Here is a 19741-nt window from a genome sequence, read left to right as displayed (position 1 = left end):
CTCGTACGCGGATGACGCGGGGCAGGGTCGGCATCGTGGCCCCCGGCCCGATCCCCCCGTCTTCCAGGAGACCCCATGCTCGGCACCGACTTCAGTACCGGATCGCCCAACTGGCTCGACCTCGGCAGCCCCGATACGGAGGCGGCCGCCGCGTTCTACGGCGCCGTCTTCGGCTGGCGGTACGTCTCCGCCGGACCCGAGGCGGGCGGCTACGGGTTCTTCCAGGTGGACGGCAAGACCGTCGCCGCCCTCGGTCCGCTCACCGAGGAAGGGGCGAACCCTGCCTGGACGGTCCACTTCAAGACCGATGACATCCAGGCCACCGTCTCGGCCGTCACGGCCGGCGGCGGAACCGTTCGGATGGAGCCCGTGGACGTCATGGGCGAGGGTCGGCTGGCGCAGGCCACCGACCCCCAGGGCGCCGAATTCGCGCTCTGGCAGCCCGGGAGGACCGCCGGGCTGGGGCTCACCTCCGCCCCCGGCACGCTGGTCTGGGTGGAACTGCACGCCCCCGACCCGGTCGCGGACATCGCCTTCTATCGCGGCCTGTTCGGCTGGCGCAGCGAGGAACGGCAGGCGCCGGGCATGACCTACCGGGTCCTGAGTACGAAGGACGGCGACCAGCAGGCGGCCTCGTTCGGCGGGGTCGCACCGGTGGGCGACGCCGCGGGCGGCGGGATCGAGCGGCCCCGCTGGGTGCCGTACTTCCATGTGGTGGACGTGGACGACGCGGTCGCGGCGGCCCGGTCCAACGGCGGTGCCGTCCTGATGCCGGCGACGGACGTCCCGGACGTGGGCCGGATCTCCTGGCTCGCGGACCCATCCGGCGCGGTGTTCGCGCTGCTGAAGCCCGACCCGCGGATGTGAGGGTGAGGTAGTCGGCCGGTCGCCAGGCCGGGGCCTCGGCTTGTTCCGGGCGCCGGCGGGACCCTTGGCTCCCACGACCGATGGCCCGCCTGTCCTTCGGCGCCGGCCGACCCTGGACCCTCCCGGACGATCACCGGATCAGGGCGCCGGCGCTCCCGACCCGCGTCCGACGGCGGGGAGTTCAGCACTTGGGGCCGGCGTCCGCCGGAGCCAGGATCGTGCGGAGTGAGGGCGTGGCCCCGGTGGAGCGAGCCTCCGGCGGAGGTTCGATCCGGGGGGAGGAGGGTCCCGCTGCCAGGTGTGCACGGCGAAGGGGGCCGGGCCGCGAGGGGATCTTGAGAGGCGGGGGCCGCCTGGGACGGTGCCAGTACCGGGGCGATGACGGGCGGCATCAACCGCTCGGCGTGCTGGTCAGCGTGCGCGCCTGCCTCGCGGCGCCCGGGGTGCGGGGCGCCCTGCGCCGAACAGAGCGTCCCTGACGCGGGGTTGACACCGGCTTTCCCCACGCTTGAGACTGACGACGCGCGACGATGGCAACGTTGTCATCGGCCGCCGCCCTCGTTCTTCCGGTCCCACAGCACGGCGGGGCGTCCCCTGCGCCCCGAGCCGTGACAACCCTGCCAAGGAGCCTGGACGTGGCACTTCTCGCTCGCCGGCGCCCGTTTCGAAGGCGCCGCCCCGGACGCTCGGCTCTCGTCGCCGCGGCGGCGCTGACCGGTCTCGTGCTCTCGGTTCTGCCGGCGCGGGCAGCGCTCGCCGGGACCGCGCCCGACTCCGCCGGCGCGGGCGCGTTCGCGACGTCCTTCGAACCCGCCGACCCGGCTCCTCGCTGGCAGGACACAGCGGACGACGGGCCGGCCGGCCGCCCCGCGGTCTCCGGCGTGTATCCGGACACCGGTTCCGGGCTACCCGGTTCGGTGATGTCCACGGTGGCCACCGTGGCGGCCGACGACGAGGTGCTCCCGGACGGTGCCGCTGCCCATGTCGCCGACGGTGATCCGAACACCTCCTGGCAGGCGGCGAGTTCGACGCCTGATCTGTCGCTCACCCTCTCGTCGGCCACCAGGGTCGCGACGTACGCCATGACATCGGCGTCCGATTCGCCCGCGCGGGATCCCCGGTCCTGGAGCCTGCAGGGCTCGTCCGACGGGCGGACCTGGAAGACGCTCGACACCCGGAGCGGGCAGACCTTCGGCCAGCGTTCTCAGACGAGGATCTTCACGGTCCGGCACTCCGGGTCCTACTCCCGCTACCGTCTCGCCGTCACGGCCAACCACGGCGACAGTCACACCCAGCTCGCCGAACTCGTGCTCGGCGCCGCCCCGTCCGCGGACGAGGGCATGACCACCTCCGTCGGCGACGGACCGGCCTCCAGCCCGACGGCGAAGACGCACGCCGGTTTCACCGGCACCCACGCACTCCACTACGCCGGGTGGCAGCTCGGCGGCAGCGGCACCGCACGTGACAAGATCTACGAGGTCTCGCTGCCCGTCCGCGCGAACACCCGCCTCTCGTACCGGATCTTCCCGGAGTTCACCGGCAAGGACCTGGCCTACCCCAGCAGTTACGTCTCGGTCGATCTGGCCTTCAGCGACGGCACCTACCTCAGCGGACTCCGTGCCACCGACCAGAACGGCAAGGACCTGTCGGCACGGGCGCAGGGCGCGGCCGAGGTGCTCCAGACGGACCAGTGGAACGAGGTCACGGCCGACATCGGCGCGGTGGCCGCCGGAAAGACGGTCACCCGGGTGCTGGTCGACTACGACGCCCCGGGCCCGGCGGCCCACTTCGGGGGCTGGCTCGACGACGTCACCGTCGCCGCCGCACCGCCCGGTGACGACTGCGCCCACCCCTCGACCTGTGTGATCACCACCCGCGGCACCAACTCGTCGGGCGACTACTCCCGTGGCAACGACGTCCCCGCCACCGCCGTGCCGCACGGTTTCAACTTCTTCACGCCCGTCACCGACGCGGGCAGCACCGGTACGCTCTACTCCTTCCAGCGGGCGAACGACGCCGAGAACAAGCCCGGGATCCAGGCGTTCTCCATCAGCCACGAGCCCAGCATCTGGGTCGCGGACCACCAGACGTTCCAGGTGATGCCGTCCACGTCGGCCGTACCGGGCACGGCCGACCGCACCACCCGCGCCCTGTCGTTCAGCCATGACCACGAGACGGCCAGAGCCGACTACTACGGCGTCACCTTCGACAACGGCCTGCGCACCGAGATGACGCCCACCGACCACGCCGGTGTCATGCGGTTCACCTTCCCCTCCGGTGACGGCAGCCTCATCTTCGACAACGTCAACGACAACGGGGGCCTGACCGTCGACCGCGCGAACGGCGTCGTCAGCGGCTACTCCGACGTCGCCGGCCTGTGGGGCGCGCCACGGATGTTCGTCTACGCCACCTTCGACCGGCCCATGTCCGGCAGCGGTACGCTCCCGGGCGGCGGAGGGTCCGAGGTCAGCGGGTACGCGGGCTTCGACCTCGGCGCGGACCACCGGCTGACGATGCGCATCGCGACCTCGTTCATCAGCGTCGACCAGGCCCGCCACAACCTCGAACTCGAAGTCGGAACAGCCGGGTTCGACCAGGTTCACACCGCGGCGCAGAAGACCTGGGACACGGCGCTGGGCGTGATCCGGCCCAGCGGCGCGAGCCAGGACCAGCTCACCACCCTCTACTCCAGCCTGTACCGGCTGAACCTCTACCCGAACGAGCTGTTCGAGAACACGGGTACCGCCACCGCGCCGGACTTCCGGTACGCGAGCCCGTACGCGCCGGCCACCGGCCAGGCGACGCCCACCAGCACCGGCAACGCTGTGAAGAAGGGCAAACCGTATGCCAACGAGGGTTTCTGGGACACCTATCGAACGGCGTGGTCATTGGACTCGCTGCTGTATCCGAAGCTGACCGGCGAGATGATCGACGGGTTCGTGCAGCAGTACCGGGACGGTGGCTGGATCGGCCAGTGGACCGCCCCCGGCTACCTCGGGTTCAGCGGCACCAACTCCGATGTGGCCATCGCCGACGCGTATCTGCGCGGTGTGACGAACTTCGACGTCCGCGGCGCCTACGAGGCCGCCGTCAAGGACGCCACCACTCCCTCCTCCGGTCTCAACGGCCGTCCGGACGTGCAGCATTCCACCTTCCTCGGCTACACACCGCAGACCACCGGGTCGAGCGCGTCGGTGTCACTGGAGGACTACCTCGCGGACTACGGCATCTCCCAGATGTCCCTGAAGCTGTACCGCACCAGCGCTGCCGGTGACGCGCACCGGCGCGAATACCTGGACAACTACACGTACTTCAAGGACCGGGCCCAGCACTACGTTGACCTGTTCGATCCCTCGACCGGGTTCTTCCAGCCGCGCAACGCCGACGGCACCTTCGAGCAGCCGGCGTCCACGTACAACCCGCTGGAATGGAACGCCACCGACTACACCGAGGGCGACGGCTGGACGTACGCCTTCGCGGCCCCGGAGGACGGCAACGGGCTGGCGAACCTCTACGGAGGCCGCGCCGGCCTGGCCGACAAGCTCGACCAGTTCTTCGCCACCCCGGAGACGGCGCAGTACGGGGGCAGTTGGCTCGGGCCGTACCACGAGATGTTCGAGTCCCGTGACGACCGGGCCGGCCAGTGGGCCTTCAACGACCAGCCCTCGATGCACGTCCCCTACATGTACGACTACGTCGGCGAGCCCGCGAAGACCGCGGAGCACGTACGCGACGCCATGGGCCGGCTCTTCACCGGCAGCACCATCGGCCAGGGCTACCCCGGCGACGAGGACAACGGGTCGATGTCGGCGTTCTACATCGACAACGCCCTCGGTTTCTACCCGCTCCAGTCGGGCTCTCCGACGTTCGCCATCGGATCACCCCTGTACGGCAAGGTCACGGTCAGCCCGGTCGGCGGCCACACCCTGACCATCACCGCCGATCACGACTCCGACCACGACATCTACGTCCAGTCCCTGCGGATCAACGGCAAGAGCTCGGACAAGACGTACGTCCAGCACGACGACCTGGCACGCGGCGGCCACATCGACTTCCGTATGGGCCCGCACCCGTCCGCCTGGGGGACCAAGGCGGCGGACGCTCCGCCGTCGCTCACCACAGGGTCCAAGGTGGCCAACCCGCCGGCCGACCGGACAGGACCCGGCAAGGGCACGGCCACCGCGAGCGGTGGCACCGACCCGGCCCCGCTGTTCGACGACACCTCTTCGACCGAGGCCGCTTTCCCGGCCGGCCCCGCCTCCGTCACCTACACCTTCGACCAGCCCCAGCACATCGACCAGTACACACTCACCAGCGCCGCAGGGACCGGCGGTGACCCCTCAGACTGGACGGTGAGCGCCTCCACCGACGGAACACACTGGACGGTGGTGGACCGCAGGAGCGGCGAGCAGTTCCCCTGGCGCCTGCAGACCCGGGCCTTCACCCCGACCGACAAGACCGGCCGGTACCGGTACGTACGGATCGATGTCGGCCCACCGGCCGACGGCCACGGGGTGAACCTGTCGGAGATCGAGATGCTCGGCCGCTGAACCCCCGCGTCTACGGGCCGAGGCACGGGCCCGAGCGCCCCGGCGGGAGCCGGTGACCCCGGCGCGACGGCACCCGCCGCGGCGTCGGGGCCGCACCTCCAGCCGTCCGTCAGGCATGTCCACGCGCCCCTGCGCACACCCCGCAACGCCCGTTCCCACCACGCACCTGTCCGCACCCGTACACCCTCGTGATCCCCGGAGTCCTCGTATGTCCGAGCCGCACAACCACCCGTCCCCGTCCCGGCGTTCCTTCCTGCGCAGCAACGCCACCCTGCTCGCCGGCTTCGGCCTGGCGGCGGGGCTGCCCGCCACCGTCGCCCGGGCGGCCGGCTCCGCGACCGCGCCCTCCGTGCCGCACCGCGGCCGGTCGGCGGACCTCGCGCAGTACCGGCCGGTGCAGGTCTCCTCGACGGACTGGGCGCCGACACCCGCGTCGTTCGCCGTGGACGGCCTCGCCGAGCCCGGGGTGCGCGGGTCCGGCTGGCGGGCGGTGCCCGGCGATCCCCAGTGGATCAGTGTCGATCTGCAGGGGCCCTGTTCCGTCGAGTCGGTGGTCCTCGTGTTCGAGGCCACCGACTCCGACCCGGTCTTCATCCCCGACCCGGGCGTCAACCCCTTCCTGCACACGACCGGCTTCGAGGCCATGTCCAGCTGCGCGGTGGCGTTCACGCTGGACGTGTCCGACGACGGGAAATCCTGGCGTCCGGTGTACGAGACGTCCTCGGGCACCGGCGGCCTGACGACCATCACGCTGCCCCGGCCGGTGACCACCCGCTGGATCCGGATGACCTCGACCAAACGCGCGAACGACAATCCCGTCGGCCTCAACAGCTTCGAGGTGTACGGCACGAGCCGCGGCGCGAGACCGGCCGCCACCGGCTGGACCGACTGGGGCCGCAACGCCGCGAAGGCACCCGCCCTCGCCGTCGCGGACGACGGCACGGTTGCGCTGGAGTCCGGCTGGAGCGTCACCATGGACTCCTGGGCACCGTCGACCGACGGCAAGGACCTGTCCTCGCGCGGTGTCGACACCAGTGCGTGGCTCCCGGCCGCCGTTCCCGGCACCGTGCACGCCTCGCTGGTCGAGCAGGGACACCTGCCCGAACCCACCGTCGGCTTCAACAACATGCGTGCCCCCGAGGCCCTGTCCCGCCACGACTGGTGGTACCGGCGTGCCTTCGACCTTCCCAAGGGCCTCGGCACCGGGCAAGGGCGGCGTGTCTGGCTGGAGTTCGACGGCGTCAACCACCAGGCGGAGATCTGGCTCAACGGCCTCGGCGTCGGCGAACTCACCTACCCCGTCGCACGAGCCGCGTTCGACGTCACCCACGCGCTGGCGCACGGCGAGCAGGTCGTCGCCGTGCGGATCGCGCCCATGCCGCACCCGGGCAATCCGGGCGACAAGGGGCCGGACGGCATCTCGACACTCAACTCCGTCGCGCCGACCGCCGACTCGCCGACGTACATCTCCATCACCGGCTGGGACTGGATGCCCGCGGTCCGCGACCGCGCGGCCGGGATCTGGAACCACGTACGGCTGCGATCCACCGGGGACGTCGTCGTCGGCGACCCCCGGGTGGACACCGCTCTCCCGGAGCTGCCGTCCCTGGGCACGGCCGAGGTCACCGTCGTCGTCCCGGTCCGCAACGCCGGGGCCGTGAGCCGTAAGGCCACCGTGTCCGCGCGGCTGCACGGGGCCGAGGTGAGCACGACGCTCACCCTGGCGGCCGGGGAGAGCCGCGAGGTGACGTTCGCCCCCGCCGGCCATCCGGCGCTGCGGATCACCGAGCCGCGCCTGTGGTGGCCCAACGGCTACGGCGAGGCGGTGCTGCACGACCTGACGACGACCGCGACCGTCGGCGGGGCCGTCTCCGACCGGCGCACCACCCGGGTGGGCCTGCGCCGGCTCGACTACCACTACGACCAGCCGATCGTCATCGCGCCGACCGGCCACTCGGCTCCCCAGAACGTCGACTTCGCGCAGCAGCGGGCCCGTTACGTACGGATCCAGTGCGGCAAGCGCGCCACCGGCTTCGGTGTGTCGATGTGGACCCTGTCGGTCCTGGACAGCGCCACGCCCGGCACCGACCTGGCCCTGCACCGCACGGCCACCGCCTCGTCCTTCGACAACAGCAACGACCAGCCCGCCAACGCCGTCGACGGCAGCGACTCCACCCGCTGGTCCTCGGGTTACTCCGACAACCAGTGGATAGAGGTCGACCTCGGTGCGACCACCACCTTCGACCGGGTCGTCATCACCTGGGAGAGCGCCTACGCCCTGACCTTCACCGTGCAGGTCTGCGACGACGGTTCCTCCTGGACGGACGTCACCTCCGTCAGCAACACCGGCACCCAGTTGCAGATCGCGGTGAACGGCGTACGTGTGATGTGCCGCGGCGGCAACTGGGGCTTCGACGAACTGCTGCGCCGCGTCCTGCCCCATCGGATGGACGACACCGTCGCCATGCACCGGGACATGAACTTCACCATGATCCGCAACTGGATCGGCTCCAGCAACCGCGAGGAGTTCTTCGCCGCCTGCGACGAGAACGGCATCCTGGTGTGGAACGACTTCTGGGAGGGGGATGCCATCTTCCCGCCCGACTCGAACCTCGCGTCCTTCCTGGCCATCGCCCGCGACACCGTGCTGCGCTACCGGCACCACCCCTGCCTCGCCGTCTGGTGCGCCACCAACGAGAGCGACCCGCCCGCCGCCATCGACGCGGGGCTGCGCACGGCCGTCACCGAAGTGCACCCCGGCGTGCTCTACCAGGGCAACTCGGCGGGGGGCATCGTCACCGGCCACGGCCCGTACTCCTGGATCGACCCGGCGACGTACTTCTCCGGGGACACCTACTCCATCGGCAGTTACGGCTTCCACACCGAGATCGGCATCCCCACCGTCCCGGTCGCCGAGAGTATGCGACACCTCGCCGACGGCCAGCCGGTCTGGCCCATCGGTGACGTCTGGTTCCACCACGACTGGTGCACGCGCGGCGGCCAGAACCCAGACACGTACCGGGCCGCCGTCGACGACCGGTTCGGCCCCTCGGACAACCTCGACGACTTCTGCTCCCGGGCACAGTTCGTCAACTACGAGAGCATGCGCGCCATCTTCGAGGCGTACAACGCGAAGATGTGGGACGACGCCTCGGGTGTCCTGCTGTGGATGTCCCACCCGGCGCACCACAGCACCGTCTGGCAGACCTACGACTACGACCTCGACGTCAACGGCACCTACTACGGAGCCCGCACGGCATGCGAGCCCCTGCACGTCCAGGCGAGCCTCGCCGACTGGCAGGTGCACGCGGTCAACCAGACGCCGGCGGCCCTCACCGGCGCGACGGTGACCGCCGACCTGCGCGACCTGCACGGCCGAGCGCTGGCCGCGCCGCGGCGCCGCACCCTGGACGTGGCGGCCTCCTCGGCCGCGGCCGCGTTCACCGTGCCGTTCACCGCCGACCTGCCGGGCGGGCACCTGCTGCGTCTGCGCATGAGCGACCGTCACGGTGAGCAGGTCTCGGAGAACACCTACCTGCGCTACCGCTCCCCGAGCGATGTCCGCGGCCTCATCGGTGCGCACGACGCACGGCTCGCCGCGAGCATCCGGCGCGACGGGCCTGAAGGGGCCACCGTGACACTGCGCAACACCGGGGATGTGGCGGCGGCGATGGTCAGGGTCGGTGTCCGCGACGCGCACAGTGACGCCCGCGTACTGCCCACCCGTTACAGCGACAACTATCTGTGGCTGCTCCCCGGCGAGACGCGGACGGTCGAGGCGTCATGGCCCGCCCGCGCTCTGCCCTCCGGCAGGCCGCGCCTCACCGTCGAGGCGCTGAACCTCGCGCGCCGACGCGTCTGACCGCCCCGCACCCCGGCCGCCGGGGGCAGGGTCCTGTGCCCCAGCTCCCCGGCGGCCGGGAGGCAGGGCCCGGCCCCGCCTCCCGGCCGCCGCTTCGGCCCCGGGCAGCCGAGAGGGAGCGGGGGACGGGGGCCCGTGGACGGGAATCCGGATCCGCGAAGAATCGGCAGTTCGCTCAGGCCCCTTCCTTGAGCACCCCCGTGACCAGCTCACGCTGCTGATCCGTCAGCCCGGGGTCGGCGAGGTGGACCGTACGCCCGTCGACGGTGACCTCGTAGCGGAAGCCGTCCGGGACTCCCGCGGGAGGCGCGGCTCCGCCCTCGTCGACGACCTGCCGGGCCAGGGCGTCCCACTCCTGTGCGTCGGGCCGTGTCGACGTGTCGACTTCGGCGTGACGCTCGATGCCGGCGAGGCCGCCGGTCCGTCGCACTGCGATCCGCATGGCTCCTTCCTACCCGACCTGCGCGGGGTGCATCCCGCCCGCCGGAGCGCCGCGCCGCATTCGCCGGCGGGCGGCGGGACACTCCGTGCCCGGCTCTCAGGTGGCGGCGACGCCGACCTGCGACCACGCCTTGACCATCGCCGCGTGCTCGTCGCCGTCACCGAAGCGCGTGCGGGCCGCGGCGGCGGTCAGCCGCGCGAAATCGGCGAACTGGGCGTCGGCGGCGAGTGCTCCACCAGTGAGGACGTCGTACCAGACCTGCCCCGCCTTCTCCCAGGCGCTGCCCCCCAGTTCGGTGGCGGCGAGGTAGAAGGCGTGATTGGGGATACCGGAGTTGATGTGCACGCCCCCGTTGTCCTGTGCCGTGCGCACGTAGGCGTCCATCGTCGCGGGCTGCGGGTCCTTGCCCAGGACGTCGTCGTCGTACGCCGTGCCAGGCGCCTTCATGGAGCGCAGCGCCTGCCCCGTCACATCGGGCCCGAGCAGCCCTGTGCCGATGAGCCAGTCCGCCTGGGCCGCGCTCTGACCGAGGGCGTACTGCTTGATCAGCGACCCGAAGACATCGGAGACGGACTCGTTGAGCGCACCGGACTGGCCGGAGTACTCAAGGGCGGCGGTGTACTGGGTGACACCGTGGGTCAGTTCGTGGCCGATGACGTCCACCGGGATGGTGAAGTCGAGGAACAGGTCGTTGTCCCCGTCGCCGAAGACCATGCGTTCACCGTCCCAGAACGCGTTGTCGTACTCGCGGCCGTAGTGGACGGTGGCGTTCAGCGGCAGGCCCGCGTCATCGATGGAGTGCCGGCCGTAGACCTTGAGGTACAGGTCGAACGTCACACCGAGTCCGGCGTGCGCGCGGTTGACGGACGCGTCCTTGGACGGCGTGTCACCCTCGGAGTGCACCTTCACCCCCGGCAGGGTCTCCTTGTGCCGGGCGTCGTAGACAGTACGGCGGGGACTGTCCCCGCCGGTGCCCGTCCCGGCCGCGACGAGCGGCTGGACGGCTCGGCGCCGTCCGCGCTGGAGGGCGTCGTGCTCGAGGGTCCGCAGCGCACGGGCCGAACGTGATGCGTCCGCCGCCTGCGACAACTTGTCCAGGATGTGCGGGGGCACGATGGTGCAGAAAACCGAAGGGACCGGACCGCCTGAAGTATTCATACAGAGCAATGTGACAGCGAGTCACCGTCTTGTCATCGAATAGCGGTGAGATTCCCGAAATCGTGTGATCCCGAGTGCATCGAGGGTTACCACCCGTATGGGGTGGAACCTGCCGCGGAACCGCGATACCGCTCCGGTCGGGTGCGCGGGCACCTCGGTCGGCCGGATGTCGTCCGTCGTCCTGTTGACGAACCCGGTCAACGCCACGAGCAACGCTCTCCACCAGCACATCGGATAGTTCCGCTCGCCGCCTTCACCGGATACGACTTCACCCAGGAGCCGCGAGAAGCCGGTTGAGGACAGGGCCGACACGCGACACGATCCCGTCGTCCCGACGTCGGCCGTCTCGAACCCGCGAACATCTCGGTCGCGGTCCGGTGAGGTGCCGGGCGCGCTGCGGGACGCGGGGGTCCGGGCCGCTTCGGCGGGCGGCGGTTCGCTGGGGAGATACTCGTCGGCTTCGATCGCGGCAGGCGGGACCGGCTCAACCCCCTTGCCCCACGACCGATTGCCGGGGAGTGCGCCGTGCGCCGCGACCGTCTACCGTGCTGCCTCGCGTCGAGCGGCGTCGATGATCGCGTCGAGCAGTCCGGGGAAGGCCTGCTCCAGGTCCGCGCGGCGCAAGGTGTTCAACTTCAGCGTGCCCTCGTAGCGCTGCCGGATGAGGCCCGCACGCCGTAGGACCTTGAAATGGTGACTGCCGGTGGATCGGGTGACATTGATGTCGAAGTCACGCACGCCAGCAGGACCGGATAAGGGTGACCCGTTCGTCTGGGGAGCTGGGCAACCGCCCGGTGCGGCAGGGGGATGAGCCCGGGGACGCCTGCGTGCCGGCCGCGCCTCGTGGCGGCGGCCGGCACAGGAGGAGGCACCCAAGGGCGGAAGAGCTCCGACTTCTCCGGGGCTTACTGACCGGACCCGAGCGAGATGCTCCAGGACGTGGGGGCGCCGTCCTGGAGGTGGCCGTCGACGGGCGCCGCGCCGGTGGGGCCGACGTCGTCGTAGGGGAAGGCGTAGCCGATGGAGGCGTACTGGTGCACCAGGCGCGCGTAGTGGTTGGTGGTACCGCCCTGGTAGTACTGCGGCGGTGTCACACCACTGGGCTGGTTGTCGCCGCCGCTCACAAGAAGTGAGCTGCGGTTGAGTGCGGCGGCCAGGCGGGCCGCGACGGCGCCCCGCGCGTCCCCGCCGGAGTTGTAGAGGGGGCCGCTCGCGCAGCCGAAGATGTCGACGGCGCTCGGCTTGGTGAACGGGACGCCGTTGGTGTTGAGGCCGGCGAAGTTCAGTGTGTCGCCGGAGACCGTGCCGGTGAAGGAACCGATGCTGCCCTGTCCGTCGACCGTCAGAGCATGCGACTGGTAGTAACTCCACACCTCGTCGAGGTAGGCGTTCCAGTACGAACCGAAGTCCGTCGGCGAGTGTGCCGGGGCCAGGATGCGCAGTGCCGCTCCGCCGGCGTCCTTTGCGACGAGCTGATCCCACGGCGCACCGTCGATGGCGTGCTGCGACTGCAGGCCCGTGGCGATGGAGGCCAGCGCGCCGGAAGGCAGTGGGCTGACCGACTGTGCGCCCCCGCTGCCCGTACTGCCCATGGAGACCGGCAGCGCGACCATGTCCACGTAACTGATGTTCGCGTACAGGTTGGCGCTGTTGTACGTGAACTCGCAGAAGGTCCAGTTGGTCTCCCAGTTCGGGTCGGAACTGGTGAAGCCGGGCTGGACGAGTCCCGGGACGCCTCCGCTCCCGCCGGGCGGGTTGACGAAGAACTGGATCTTCTTGCCGACGGAGAACCAGACGCGGCCCCCGATGACGTAGTCGGCCAGGGGCACGTCGGTCGCTGAGGAGCCCGAGGCGCCCAGGGCGATCGAGTAGTCGGGTGTGGGGGTGAGGACCGCCGACGGGCTCGGCAGACGCTGGAAGTGCCCGTCGGGCGTGACGAATCCGGGCCAGCCGGTGCTGTCGGATCCACTGATGTAGGCGTAGACCGTGCCGCTGCCGGAGTTGTTCCGCAGAGCGATGGGCAGGGATGCCGTGGCGGCCGAAGCGGGCGAGCTCAGCGCTGTCGACCACAGCGGTGAACTGGCGGCGGTGGCCATGCCGACGGCGCCGGCGGCGGTGATGAAGGAACGGCGGGAGACCACGTTCTCCTCCTGTGGAAGTCCGGCACAGTGCCGTTGGGCAGGCAGGGCCGGTCTGGTGGGGGGCAGAGGGACGTCACGTCAGGACCGCGGGGGTGGCGGGAGGGGCCCGGCGTGTCGAGCGGATGGTGACAGCGCGCAGTGCCTGCTTGGAGGGCCGACCAGCCGCGTTCGCAGCGTCGCCGGCCCGGGTGGGCGGTAGTGATTGAACCTGCGCGCAGGCCCGTGCGTCAAGGGTGAGAGCGCTCTCTGCCGGGTACGGGCACCTCCGCGTGCCTACGCCTGCAACGGTCCGGAAGGCGGGCCGGTGAAGCGTTCAGCCAGGACAAGTCGTGCTGCAAGCAGGGGTTTTGGCCACCTCGGACACCATCACGGCGTCCCGCTCGTGGCTGGCGTTCACCCCCGCAACGGCACGGACCGATCCGGCCGCACCACGAGCGCGGCAACCCGAACCGAAGCCATGGTGCGAAGCCGCTGCTGCCCGCGGAGCCGCCACGTGGGCCGGGCTCGACGCGTGTCCCGGCGGGCGGCACGACGACGAGCAGCGCGTGTCGACGTCATGTGATGCCTGCGGTTGTGGCGCGTTGCCCGATGGACGGCAGACCGCACAGGACCGTCACCACGGATGGGCCGGACCAAAGGACACGCGGACCCGGCTGGACATCCGGCCTCGGGGAGGGAGCGGGCTGCAACTCGTCCTTGAACTCGCGCTCGTCCGGGGGCTGTCCGCTTACGAGCCCGAGCCCGAGGATGCCACCCGTGCGGCCCGCCGCATCCCGGTATCGGGGTCCGGCAGCAGCAGCGGCAGCGGCGGAGGCAGATGCCTGGAGCGGCGAAGCGGGTGGCTGCGCGAGGTGCCACGGAGTCGCGGGGGAGCCCTCAAGCAGCGCTTCGGGGAGGGATGTTGTGGTTCACCCGCAGCCTGTTCTCCGGGTCGTAGGCCGCCTTGAGCTCCTGCAGTCGCTCGTAGACCCCGGAGTCGTACGCCTCGCTCGTCCTGCCCGCGAGGGCGTCCGCGGGGGAGAGGTAGCTGGGGTGCTTGGTCGGGCTCAGCCAGGGCGTGAGCCGTTCGAGGAGCTCCCGGCCGGCGTCCGCGTACGCGGCGACGTCCTGCCCGGGCGGCACGACGGTGAGAGCGAAGAACGCGTAGGCGGCGTCGCGGGCTCCGACGGCGGTCTCGGTCGTCGGGCGGGCGGCGTAGGCGCCGCCGAGGTGGCGGATGTCGACCAGGTTGACCGTGCTGCCGGAGCCGGAGCCGGAGCCGGAGCCGGAGCCGGAGCCGGAGCCGGGGCCGACCGTATCCAGCACGGCGTCGACGGTTTCCTGGGACATCGCGTCCAGCAGGCCGAAGTGCTCCACGGCGGCGGCGGGCTCGGTGGGGTCCATGCTGATGGCGGCGAACTCCGTGTACGGCATGTCGCCGACCGAGTCCAGGAGAAGCGGCGCGGCTCGGCGGAGCGGCTCGACGAGCCGCGCTCCCTGCGATGGCGGGCCGACGTAGGAGATCCGTACGGAAACGGCGAGCTTGCCCTGCAGGAAGGGCGGCAGCGTCGGGAGGGGCGGGAAGTTGAGGAGGGCGAGCCCGGAACTCATCTCGTCGGGCGCCGAAGCGGTGAAACGCCGGTACGCCTCCAACACGGCCCGGGCGTCCTCACCCGAGAAGAACAGGGCGCCCGCGTACAGGCGGGTGACGGGGAACAGTGCGAATTCCATGGATGTCACAACACCGAAGTTGCTCTTGCCTCCCAACAGCGCTCCGAAGAGCGCTGCTTCGCTGTCCGGCGCGACGCGGTGTGTCTCCCCGTCCGCTGTGACGACGTCGAGAGCCCGCACATGGTCCGAGGCCCAGCCGTACTTGCGGCCCATGGTCAGGCTGGCGCCACCGCCGAGGGTGTAACCGATCACGCCGACGCCGGGCGAGGAGCCGGGGAGGGGGGCCAGCCCGTATCGCGCGGCCTGCTCGACGAGTGGCCCGAAGCGGACACCCGCCTGGACACGCGCGGTCCGCCGCTCCGCGTCGATCGCGATGTCGGACATGCGGCGTGTGGTGATGAGCAGGATCTCGTCCGTCGCGCCGACGGATGGGCCGTGCCCCGTGTTGAGTACGGCGACACCGAGCCGGTGGACGTTCGCGAAACGCACGGCGGCCGACACGTCACCCGGGCTCGCCGCCCCCACGACGAGCGCGGGGTGATGGGACACGGACTGGTTGAACACCGCGACTTCCTCGTCGTAACCCTCCATCCCGGGGGTCAGGACGGGGCCGTCGACGCTCTGCGCCAGGGTGTTCAGTTCGCCGGTCCAGCTCGGCGGCTGAGTGGGGAGTTGGTCGTCGCCGCTCTGCTGGGGCCCCTGGGATCCGTTGGGTTCGGCAGGGTTCATGGCTGTGCCCTCTTCCTTTCGGTGTGTTCATCCCGACAGGGATCCGGCCCACGCGGCCTGAGGCACCGGCACCCGGACGGTGCCGTGCCGAAGTACGCTCGCCGCTTCTTGTTGATGTGTCGTCGGCCCGCTGGTCCTTGAGGGGTGACGTACGCGCCGCGCAGCTCGGCTTCCGCGCGGCCGCGGCTACCCGGGAAGGCCGAGCGCCAGCCTCATGTGACTCAACAGCACGTGCCGAAAACCCTCGGGCGACGGTCCGGGATGGTGCAGAACTCGGGGGATCATGACCCCGCCGAGCGCCGCGAGCAGGAAGTCGACCACGTCGTCGGGACCGGAGGTCAACACGAACGCGCCTTGATCGCGGCCCTCGGTCACCGACCGGACGAAGGGTTCCCGGTAGCGTGTGCGTACTTGCACGCTGTAGTCGCGCAACTCCTCATCGCGCATGCCCGCGCGCCAGAACTCGATCAGCACCTGCCGTGTGCGCTCGGAGTTTCCGAGGCTCCGGTCGATCAGCGCGACGAGTCGTCTCCACGGGTCCTTCTCCGACCCGGCCGCGGCCTCCAGTGCCGCGACCTCCTCGTCGGTCGAACGGCGCATGGCCTCGATCAGCATGTCCTCGCGCGAGCCGAAGTACGTCTGCAGCGTGCTGATCGCCACGCCGCTCGCCGCCGACACGTCCGCGAACCGTGTGTTCTCGTATCCCCTCGCCGCGAGGATCTCCGCGACGGCACCCAGAGCCGCGATCCGCTTGGCTCCGCCCGCCCGGCGCGTGCGAGGAATCTTCGTCATGCCCATACAGTACGACCGTACCGAATCATGTCAAAATAGACATTGCGCCTGCCCTCTCGGACCGTCGCAGTGGTCCGGGCCCGCTCCTGGCGGTGCGATCCGTCCGGCGCGGCCCGCCAGCCGCTTTCCCGAATCACACGCGGCCCCTCGTCGAACGGCCGGCTCAACGGCGGGGATGAACGACCGGGGCCCACCGTACGGTCGAGTCGGGTCCCGATCTCCGGTCATCCGAAAGGCCTTTCCGTAGCGTTCATTCGTCGCTGTGCAGAAGGGGCCCGGCGTTCCCTGAGTCCGCCCGGAATTGCGGCCCGAAAATGTCCAGCGTCGGGGCGAATTTACGGCTGGGCAAAGGCACGGTCAGAACGCCCCCGGAGGGTAGGGTGACCCTCTGTCAATGCCTGGAACGGCACGTGTCTGCCGCGCGCTGCTCCGGGCGCGGTGCGTGGTGGCCATGGGCGAGATCAACGCGATTCAAGAACGGTCAGGAGCGCGCCAGTATGAGTCAACCGCAAGACAGCACCGGCGGTTGGGTCTGGTACCGGCCGATGACGGCACGTCCTGCCGATGAGGAGAATCGCACCTCTACCGCTCTGGAACTCTTCTTCGACCTGTGTTTCGTCATCGCGGTGGCCCGGTCCGCCGCAGCCTTCGAACATGAATTCGTCGCCGGTCACATCGCCCACGGGGTGCTCGGTTATGTGCTGGTGTTCTTCGCCATTTGGTGGGCGTGGATGAATTTCACCTGGTTCTCCTCCGCCTACGACACCGACGATGTCTTCTATCGGCTGCTGACCCTGGTACAGATCACCGGCGCGCTCATCATGGCTGCCGGAGCGGGCAAGGCTCTGGAACACTACGACTTCACCGTTGTCACGATCGGTTACGTCGTCATGCGGTTGGCCATGATGAGCCAGTGGCTGCGCGCGGCCTACTCCGACCCCGAACGCCGGAGGGGCTGCGTTCGCTATGCGGCGGGGATCTTCGTCCTCCAGGTCGGCTGGGTGGCCCGGCTCGCGGCGGGCGGTCACGGCAGCCTGGTGACTTTCCTCGTTCTCGTCGCGGGAGAACTCGCCGTACCCCTGTGGGCGGAGCGGGCGGCGCAGACCACCTGGCACCCTCGTCATGTCGCCGAACGCTTCGGGCTGTTCACCCTCATCGTGCTCGGTGAGACCGTGACGGCCGTCACCGATGCCGTCAGTACCGCTCTCGACCTCCACATCGCCTTCGGTGACATCGCCTCCCTTGTCATCGGTGGCATCATGACGGTGTTCGCCATGTGGTGGCTGTACTTCGCCTACGACGCCCCCACCGGTCTCATCTCGCTTTCTGCCTCGCTGCGCTGGGGTTACGGCCACTACGCGCTGTTCGCCGCCGCGGCGGCGGTGGGGGCCGGCCTCGCTGCGAACATCTCCGAGTCGGCCGGCCACGTCCACCGCGGGCACACCACGATGGGAGCCGTCTACACGGTGCCCGTCGCGGTCTACGTCGCGGCGCTCCGCCTGCTGCTTCGCCACCAGTCCGCGTCCGGCGCACTGGACGTGCTGTTCGCTGCGGCCGTCATTGCCGTGCTCGCATCCACCTTCGCGTCCAGTCCTGTTCTGGTCACGGGTTGCGTCGTCTCCGCCCTGGTGGCCGCCACACTGGTGATCGTGTCCCGGACGCAGCGACGAATGCCGCGGAACGCGTCGCGCCGGGGGGCGAGTTGACACCGATCCCGACCCGGATTCCGCCGCGGTGTGCGGCCCGGCCGCGACCCTGGCGTTGTCTCCACGTGTCGTCACGCGCCCCCCGGACCGGTGCCCGCGAGGCTCGTCCTGCCCAGGCGGCCGACGCCGGCGAGAAGGCGTGCCGTAGCCACCGTGGATCGCCCGGGAACGAGTACGCCATGCTCGACGACCCCACGCTTCGTTCGCGCGCATGCCGGGCGGTTAAACTCACCTGCCTGGGAAGTACGTGCTCGGAAAGTACGTACTCGTGCAGTACGTACTCGTGCAGTACGTACTCGTGCAGTACGTACTCGTGCAGTACGTGCCCGGGCCGTTCGTGGCCGGGGAGGGCAGGGGCCGAGGAGGTCGGAACGTGAGTCGCAAGGAGCGCAACGTTGCCGAGCCGGATCTGGGCACCCTGTCGAGCCGGTTGCTGTCAGCCGTCGAGGGCGAACTCTTCGCCCGGCTCCATGAGCTGGGTTTCGGCGACCTCAAGCCACGCCACGGTGCCGTCCTCGCGTACTTGGAGGGGGCGGGCATCCGGGCGACGGACGTGGCCCGCCGGTCGGGTGTGCACAAGCAGGTCATCGGCACCCTGATCGACGAACTCACCGATCTGGGGTACGTGGAACGGCAGAACGACCCCGCGGATCGAAGGGCCAAACTCGTGTGCCCCACTGAACGCGGCCGAGCCCAGATGGCAGCGGCGGACGAGATCATGGCCGGCATGCAGGCCCGCCACGAACGGCGCCTCGGCCGGGACGTCTATGCCGAGTTCAAGCGGGTCTTCGCCGACGTGGTCGACCATCAGCGTCGCGCGGCCGACGCACGGCAGTGAACGCATAACCGCCTCCGCGGCGCACCCAGCCGTGAACGGGCCCGGCCCGGCGACGCAGCCGACGCCCGCGCGATCGGCCTGCGCCCGGGGCTTTTCGGTGGAGCGGATGAGATGGTCCACGGACGGACACGGCGCTCGGCTGCACCCGCCGTCGTACGGTCAGAACCGGCCCCCACCCAGGCCGCTCGCCGTGAAGCGGGACGGAGGCGCCCCGAAGACGCGGGTGAACGCGGCGGTGAACGCGGCGGGAGAGGCATAGCCGATACGGGCGCCGACATCACTCACCGATGCGGTACGCAGCAGCGGGACGGCCGCGAGCAGGCGGGCCCGCCCTCGCCACGCGGCGGGGCTGTCACCCGTCTCGGAACGGAAGCGCCGCGTGAAAGCGCGCTCGCTCATCGCCGCACGAGCGGCCCACACGGCGTTGGTGACCTCGACGTCCGGGGCGGCCAGGTACTCGCGGCAGAGCTTCGCGAGGTCGGCGGACGCGGGCATCCCCACGTGGAACGGGAGCGGGGCGTGCTCGGCGATCTCATGGAGGAGGAGCGCGGCAATGCTTCCCGCGCGGCCGGACAGGCTGTACTCGGCCTCGAAATCGACGGCGGCCAGGAGGAGTTCGCGCAACAGCGGTGATACGCCCACGACCGTGCAGGTGGCGGGCCACCAGGGGACGGCGCGCGGACGAATGTACAGGCTCCGGGTGCTCACCTCCAGCATGCGCACCCGGTGCCGGGTAGTGGGCGGAATGAGTACGGCGCGTTCGGGCGGGACGGTCCAGGTCCCCTCGGCGGTGTCGACGACCATCACCCCGGTGGCGCCGTAGAGAAACTGCGCGCGCTGGTGTGCGTGCCAGTCGAGTACGTGGCCGGGCGGGTAGTCGGTGCCGATCGGCAGGACGGCCCGGTCGACGTGGTCGACGGCGGCCAGCGGGACGTTCCTCACCGGGTCACCCTAATCCCCGGGTGGCTGACACACGAAAGAACTGTGCCGACCATCGCATGCGGGC

General features: G+C 70.5%; 12 protein-coding genes. 5 read left to right on the top strand and 7 right to left on the bottom strand.

Annotation, left to right across the window (positions count from 1 at the left end):
- The first annotated feature begins 75 nt into the window (after positions 1–75).
- The 3 genes from OG310_RS02220 (at position 76) to OG310_RS02210 (ending at position 9279) form a co-directional block, all read left to right on the top strand.
- Positions 76–867, top strand: coding sequence for a VOC family protein (locus tag OG310_RS02220; protein WP_329454160.1), 792 nt, complete (start codon positions 76–78; stop codon positions 865–867).
- A gap of 635 nt (positions 868–1502) precedes the next feature.
- Positions 1503–5417 (top strand): GH92 family glycosyl hydrolase, encoded by a 3915-nt coding sequence (locus tag OG310_RS02215; protein ID WP_329454159.1) that lies wholly within the window; start codon positions 1503–1505, stop codon positions 5415–5417.
- A gap of 208 nt (positions 5418–5625) precedes the next feature.
- Positions 5626–9279, top strand: a complete 3654-nt coding sequence (locus tag OG310_RS02210; protein WP_329454158.1) for a discoidin domain-containing protein — start codon at positions 5626–5628, stop codon at positions 9277–9279.
- A gap of 175 nt (positions 9280–9454) precedes the next feature.
- Here the strand turns inward: OG310_RS02210 and OG310_RS02205 are convergent, their stop codons facing one another.
- The 6 genes from OG310_RS02205 to OG310_RS02180 form a co-directional block, all read right to left on the bottom strand.
- Positions 9455–9721 carry a protealysin inhibitor emfourin gene (locus OG310_RS02205; RefSeq protein WP_329454157.1) on the bottom strand — a complete coding sequence of 89 codons (267 nt, stop codon included), beginning with the start codon at positions 9719–9721 and terminating at the stop codon, positions 9455–9457.
- Positions 9722–9817: 96 nt separating this feature from the next.
- A complete protein-coding gene (locus tag OG310_RS02200; protein WP_329454156.1) occupies positions 9818–10879 on the bottom strand; it encodes a M4 family metallopeptidase in 1062 nt (353 codons plus the stop codon).
- Between the two features lie 540 nt (positions 10880–11419).
- Positions 11420–11617 carry a helix-turn-helix domain-containing protein gene (locus OG310_RS02195; protein ID WP_443078531.1) on the bottom strand — a complete coding sequence of 66 codons (198 nt, stop codon included), beginning with the start codon at positions 11615–11617 and terminating at the stop codon, positions 11420–11422.
- A 167-nt stretch (positions 11618–11784) separates the two neighbouring features.
- Positions 11785–13020: a beta-1,3-glucanase family protein gene (locus OG310_RS02190; protein WP_329454155.1), complete on the bottom strand. Its 1236-nt coding sequence runs from the start codon at positions 13018–13020 to the stop codon at positions 11785–11787.
- Positions 13021–13896: 876 nt separating this feature from the next.
- Entirely contained in the window at positions 13897–15399 is a 1503-nt protein-coding gene (locus OG310_RS02185; RefSeq protein WP_329454154.1) for an FAD-binding oxidoreductase, read from the bottom strand.
- A 186-nt stretch (positions 15400–15585) separates the two neighbouring features.
- Positions 15586–16191, bottom strand: coding sequence for a TetR/AcrR family transcriptional regulator (locus tag OG310_RS02180; RefSeq protein ID WP_329454153.1), 606 nt, complete (start codon positions 16189–16191; stop codon positions 15586–15588).
- A gap of 497 nt (positions 16192–16688) precedes the next feature.
- Between OG310_RS02180 and OG310_RS02175 the strand changes: the two genes are divergently transcribed.
- Both OG310_RS02175 and OG310_RS02170 read left to right on the top strand, forming a co-directional pair.
- Positions 16689–17897: a low temperature requirement protein A gene (locus tag OG310_RS02175; RefSeq protein ID WP_329454152.1), complete on the top strand. Its 1209-nt coding sequence runs from the start codon at positions 16689–16691 to the stop codon at positions 17895–17897.
- 247 nt (positions 17898–18144) lie between these two features.
- A complete protein-coding gene (locus OG310_RS02170; RefSeq protein ID WP_329454151.1) occupies positions 18145–18735 on the top strand; it encodes a MarR family winged helix-turn-helix transcriptional regulator in 591 nt (196 codons plus the stop codon).
- A 159-nt stretch (positions 18736–18894) separates the two neighbouring features.
- Here the strand turns inward: OG310_RS02170 and OG310_RS02165 are convergent, their stop codons facing one another.
- Positions 18895–19677: an AraC family transcriptional regulator gene (locus OG310_RS02165; protein WP_329454150.1), complete on the bottom strand. Its 783-nt coding sequence runs from the start codon at positions 19675–19677 to the stop codon at positions 18895–18897.
- Positions 19678–19741: the final 64 nt, after the last annotated feature.

Origin of the sequence: Streptomyces sp. NBC_01497 (assembly GCF_036250695.1) — a bacterium.
Lineage (GTDB): Bacteria > Actinomycetota > Actinomycetes > Streptomycetales > Streptomycetaceae > Streptomyces.
This window is presented reverse-complemented; position numbering and strand designations above follow the sequence as displayed.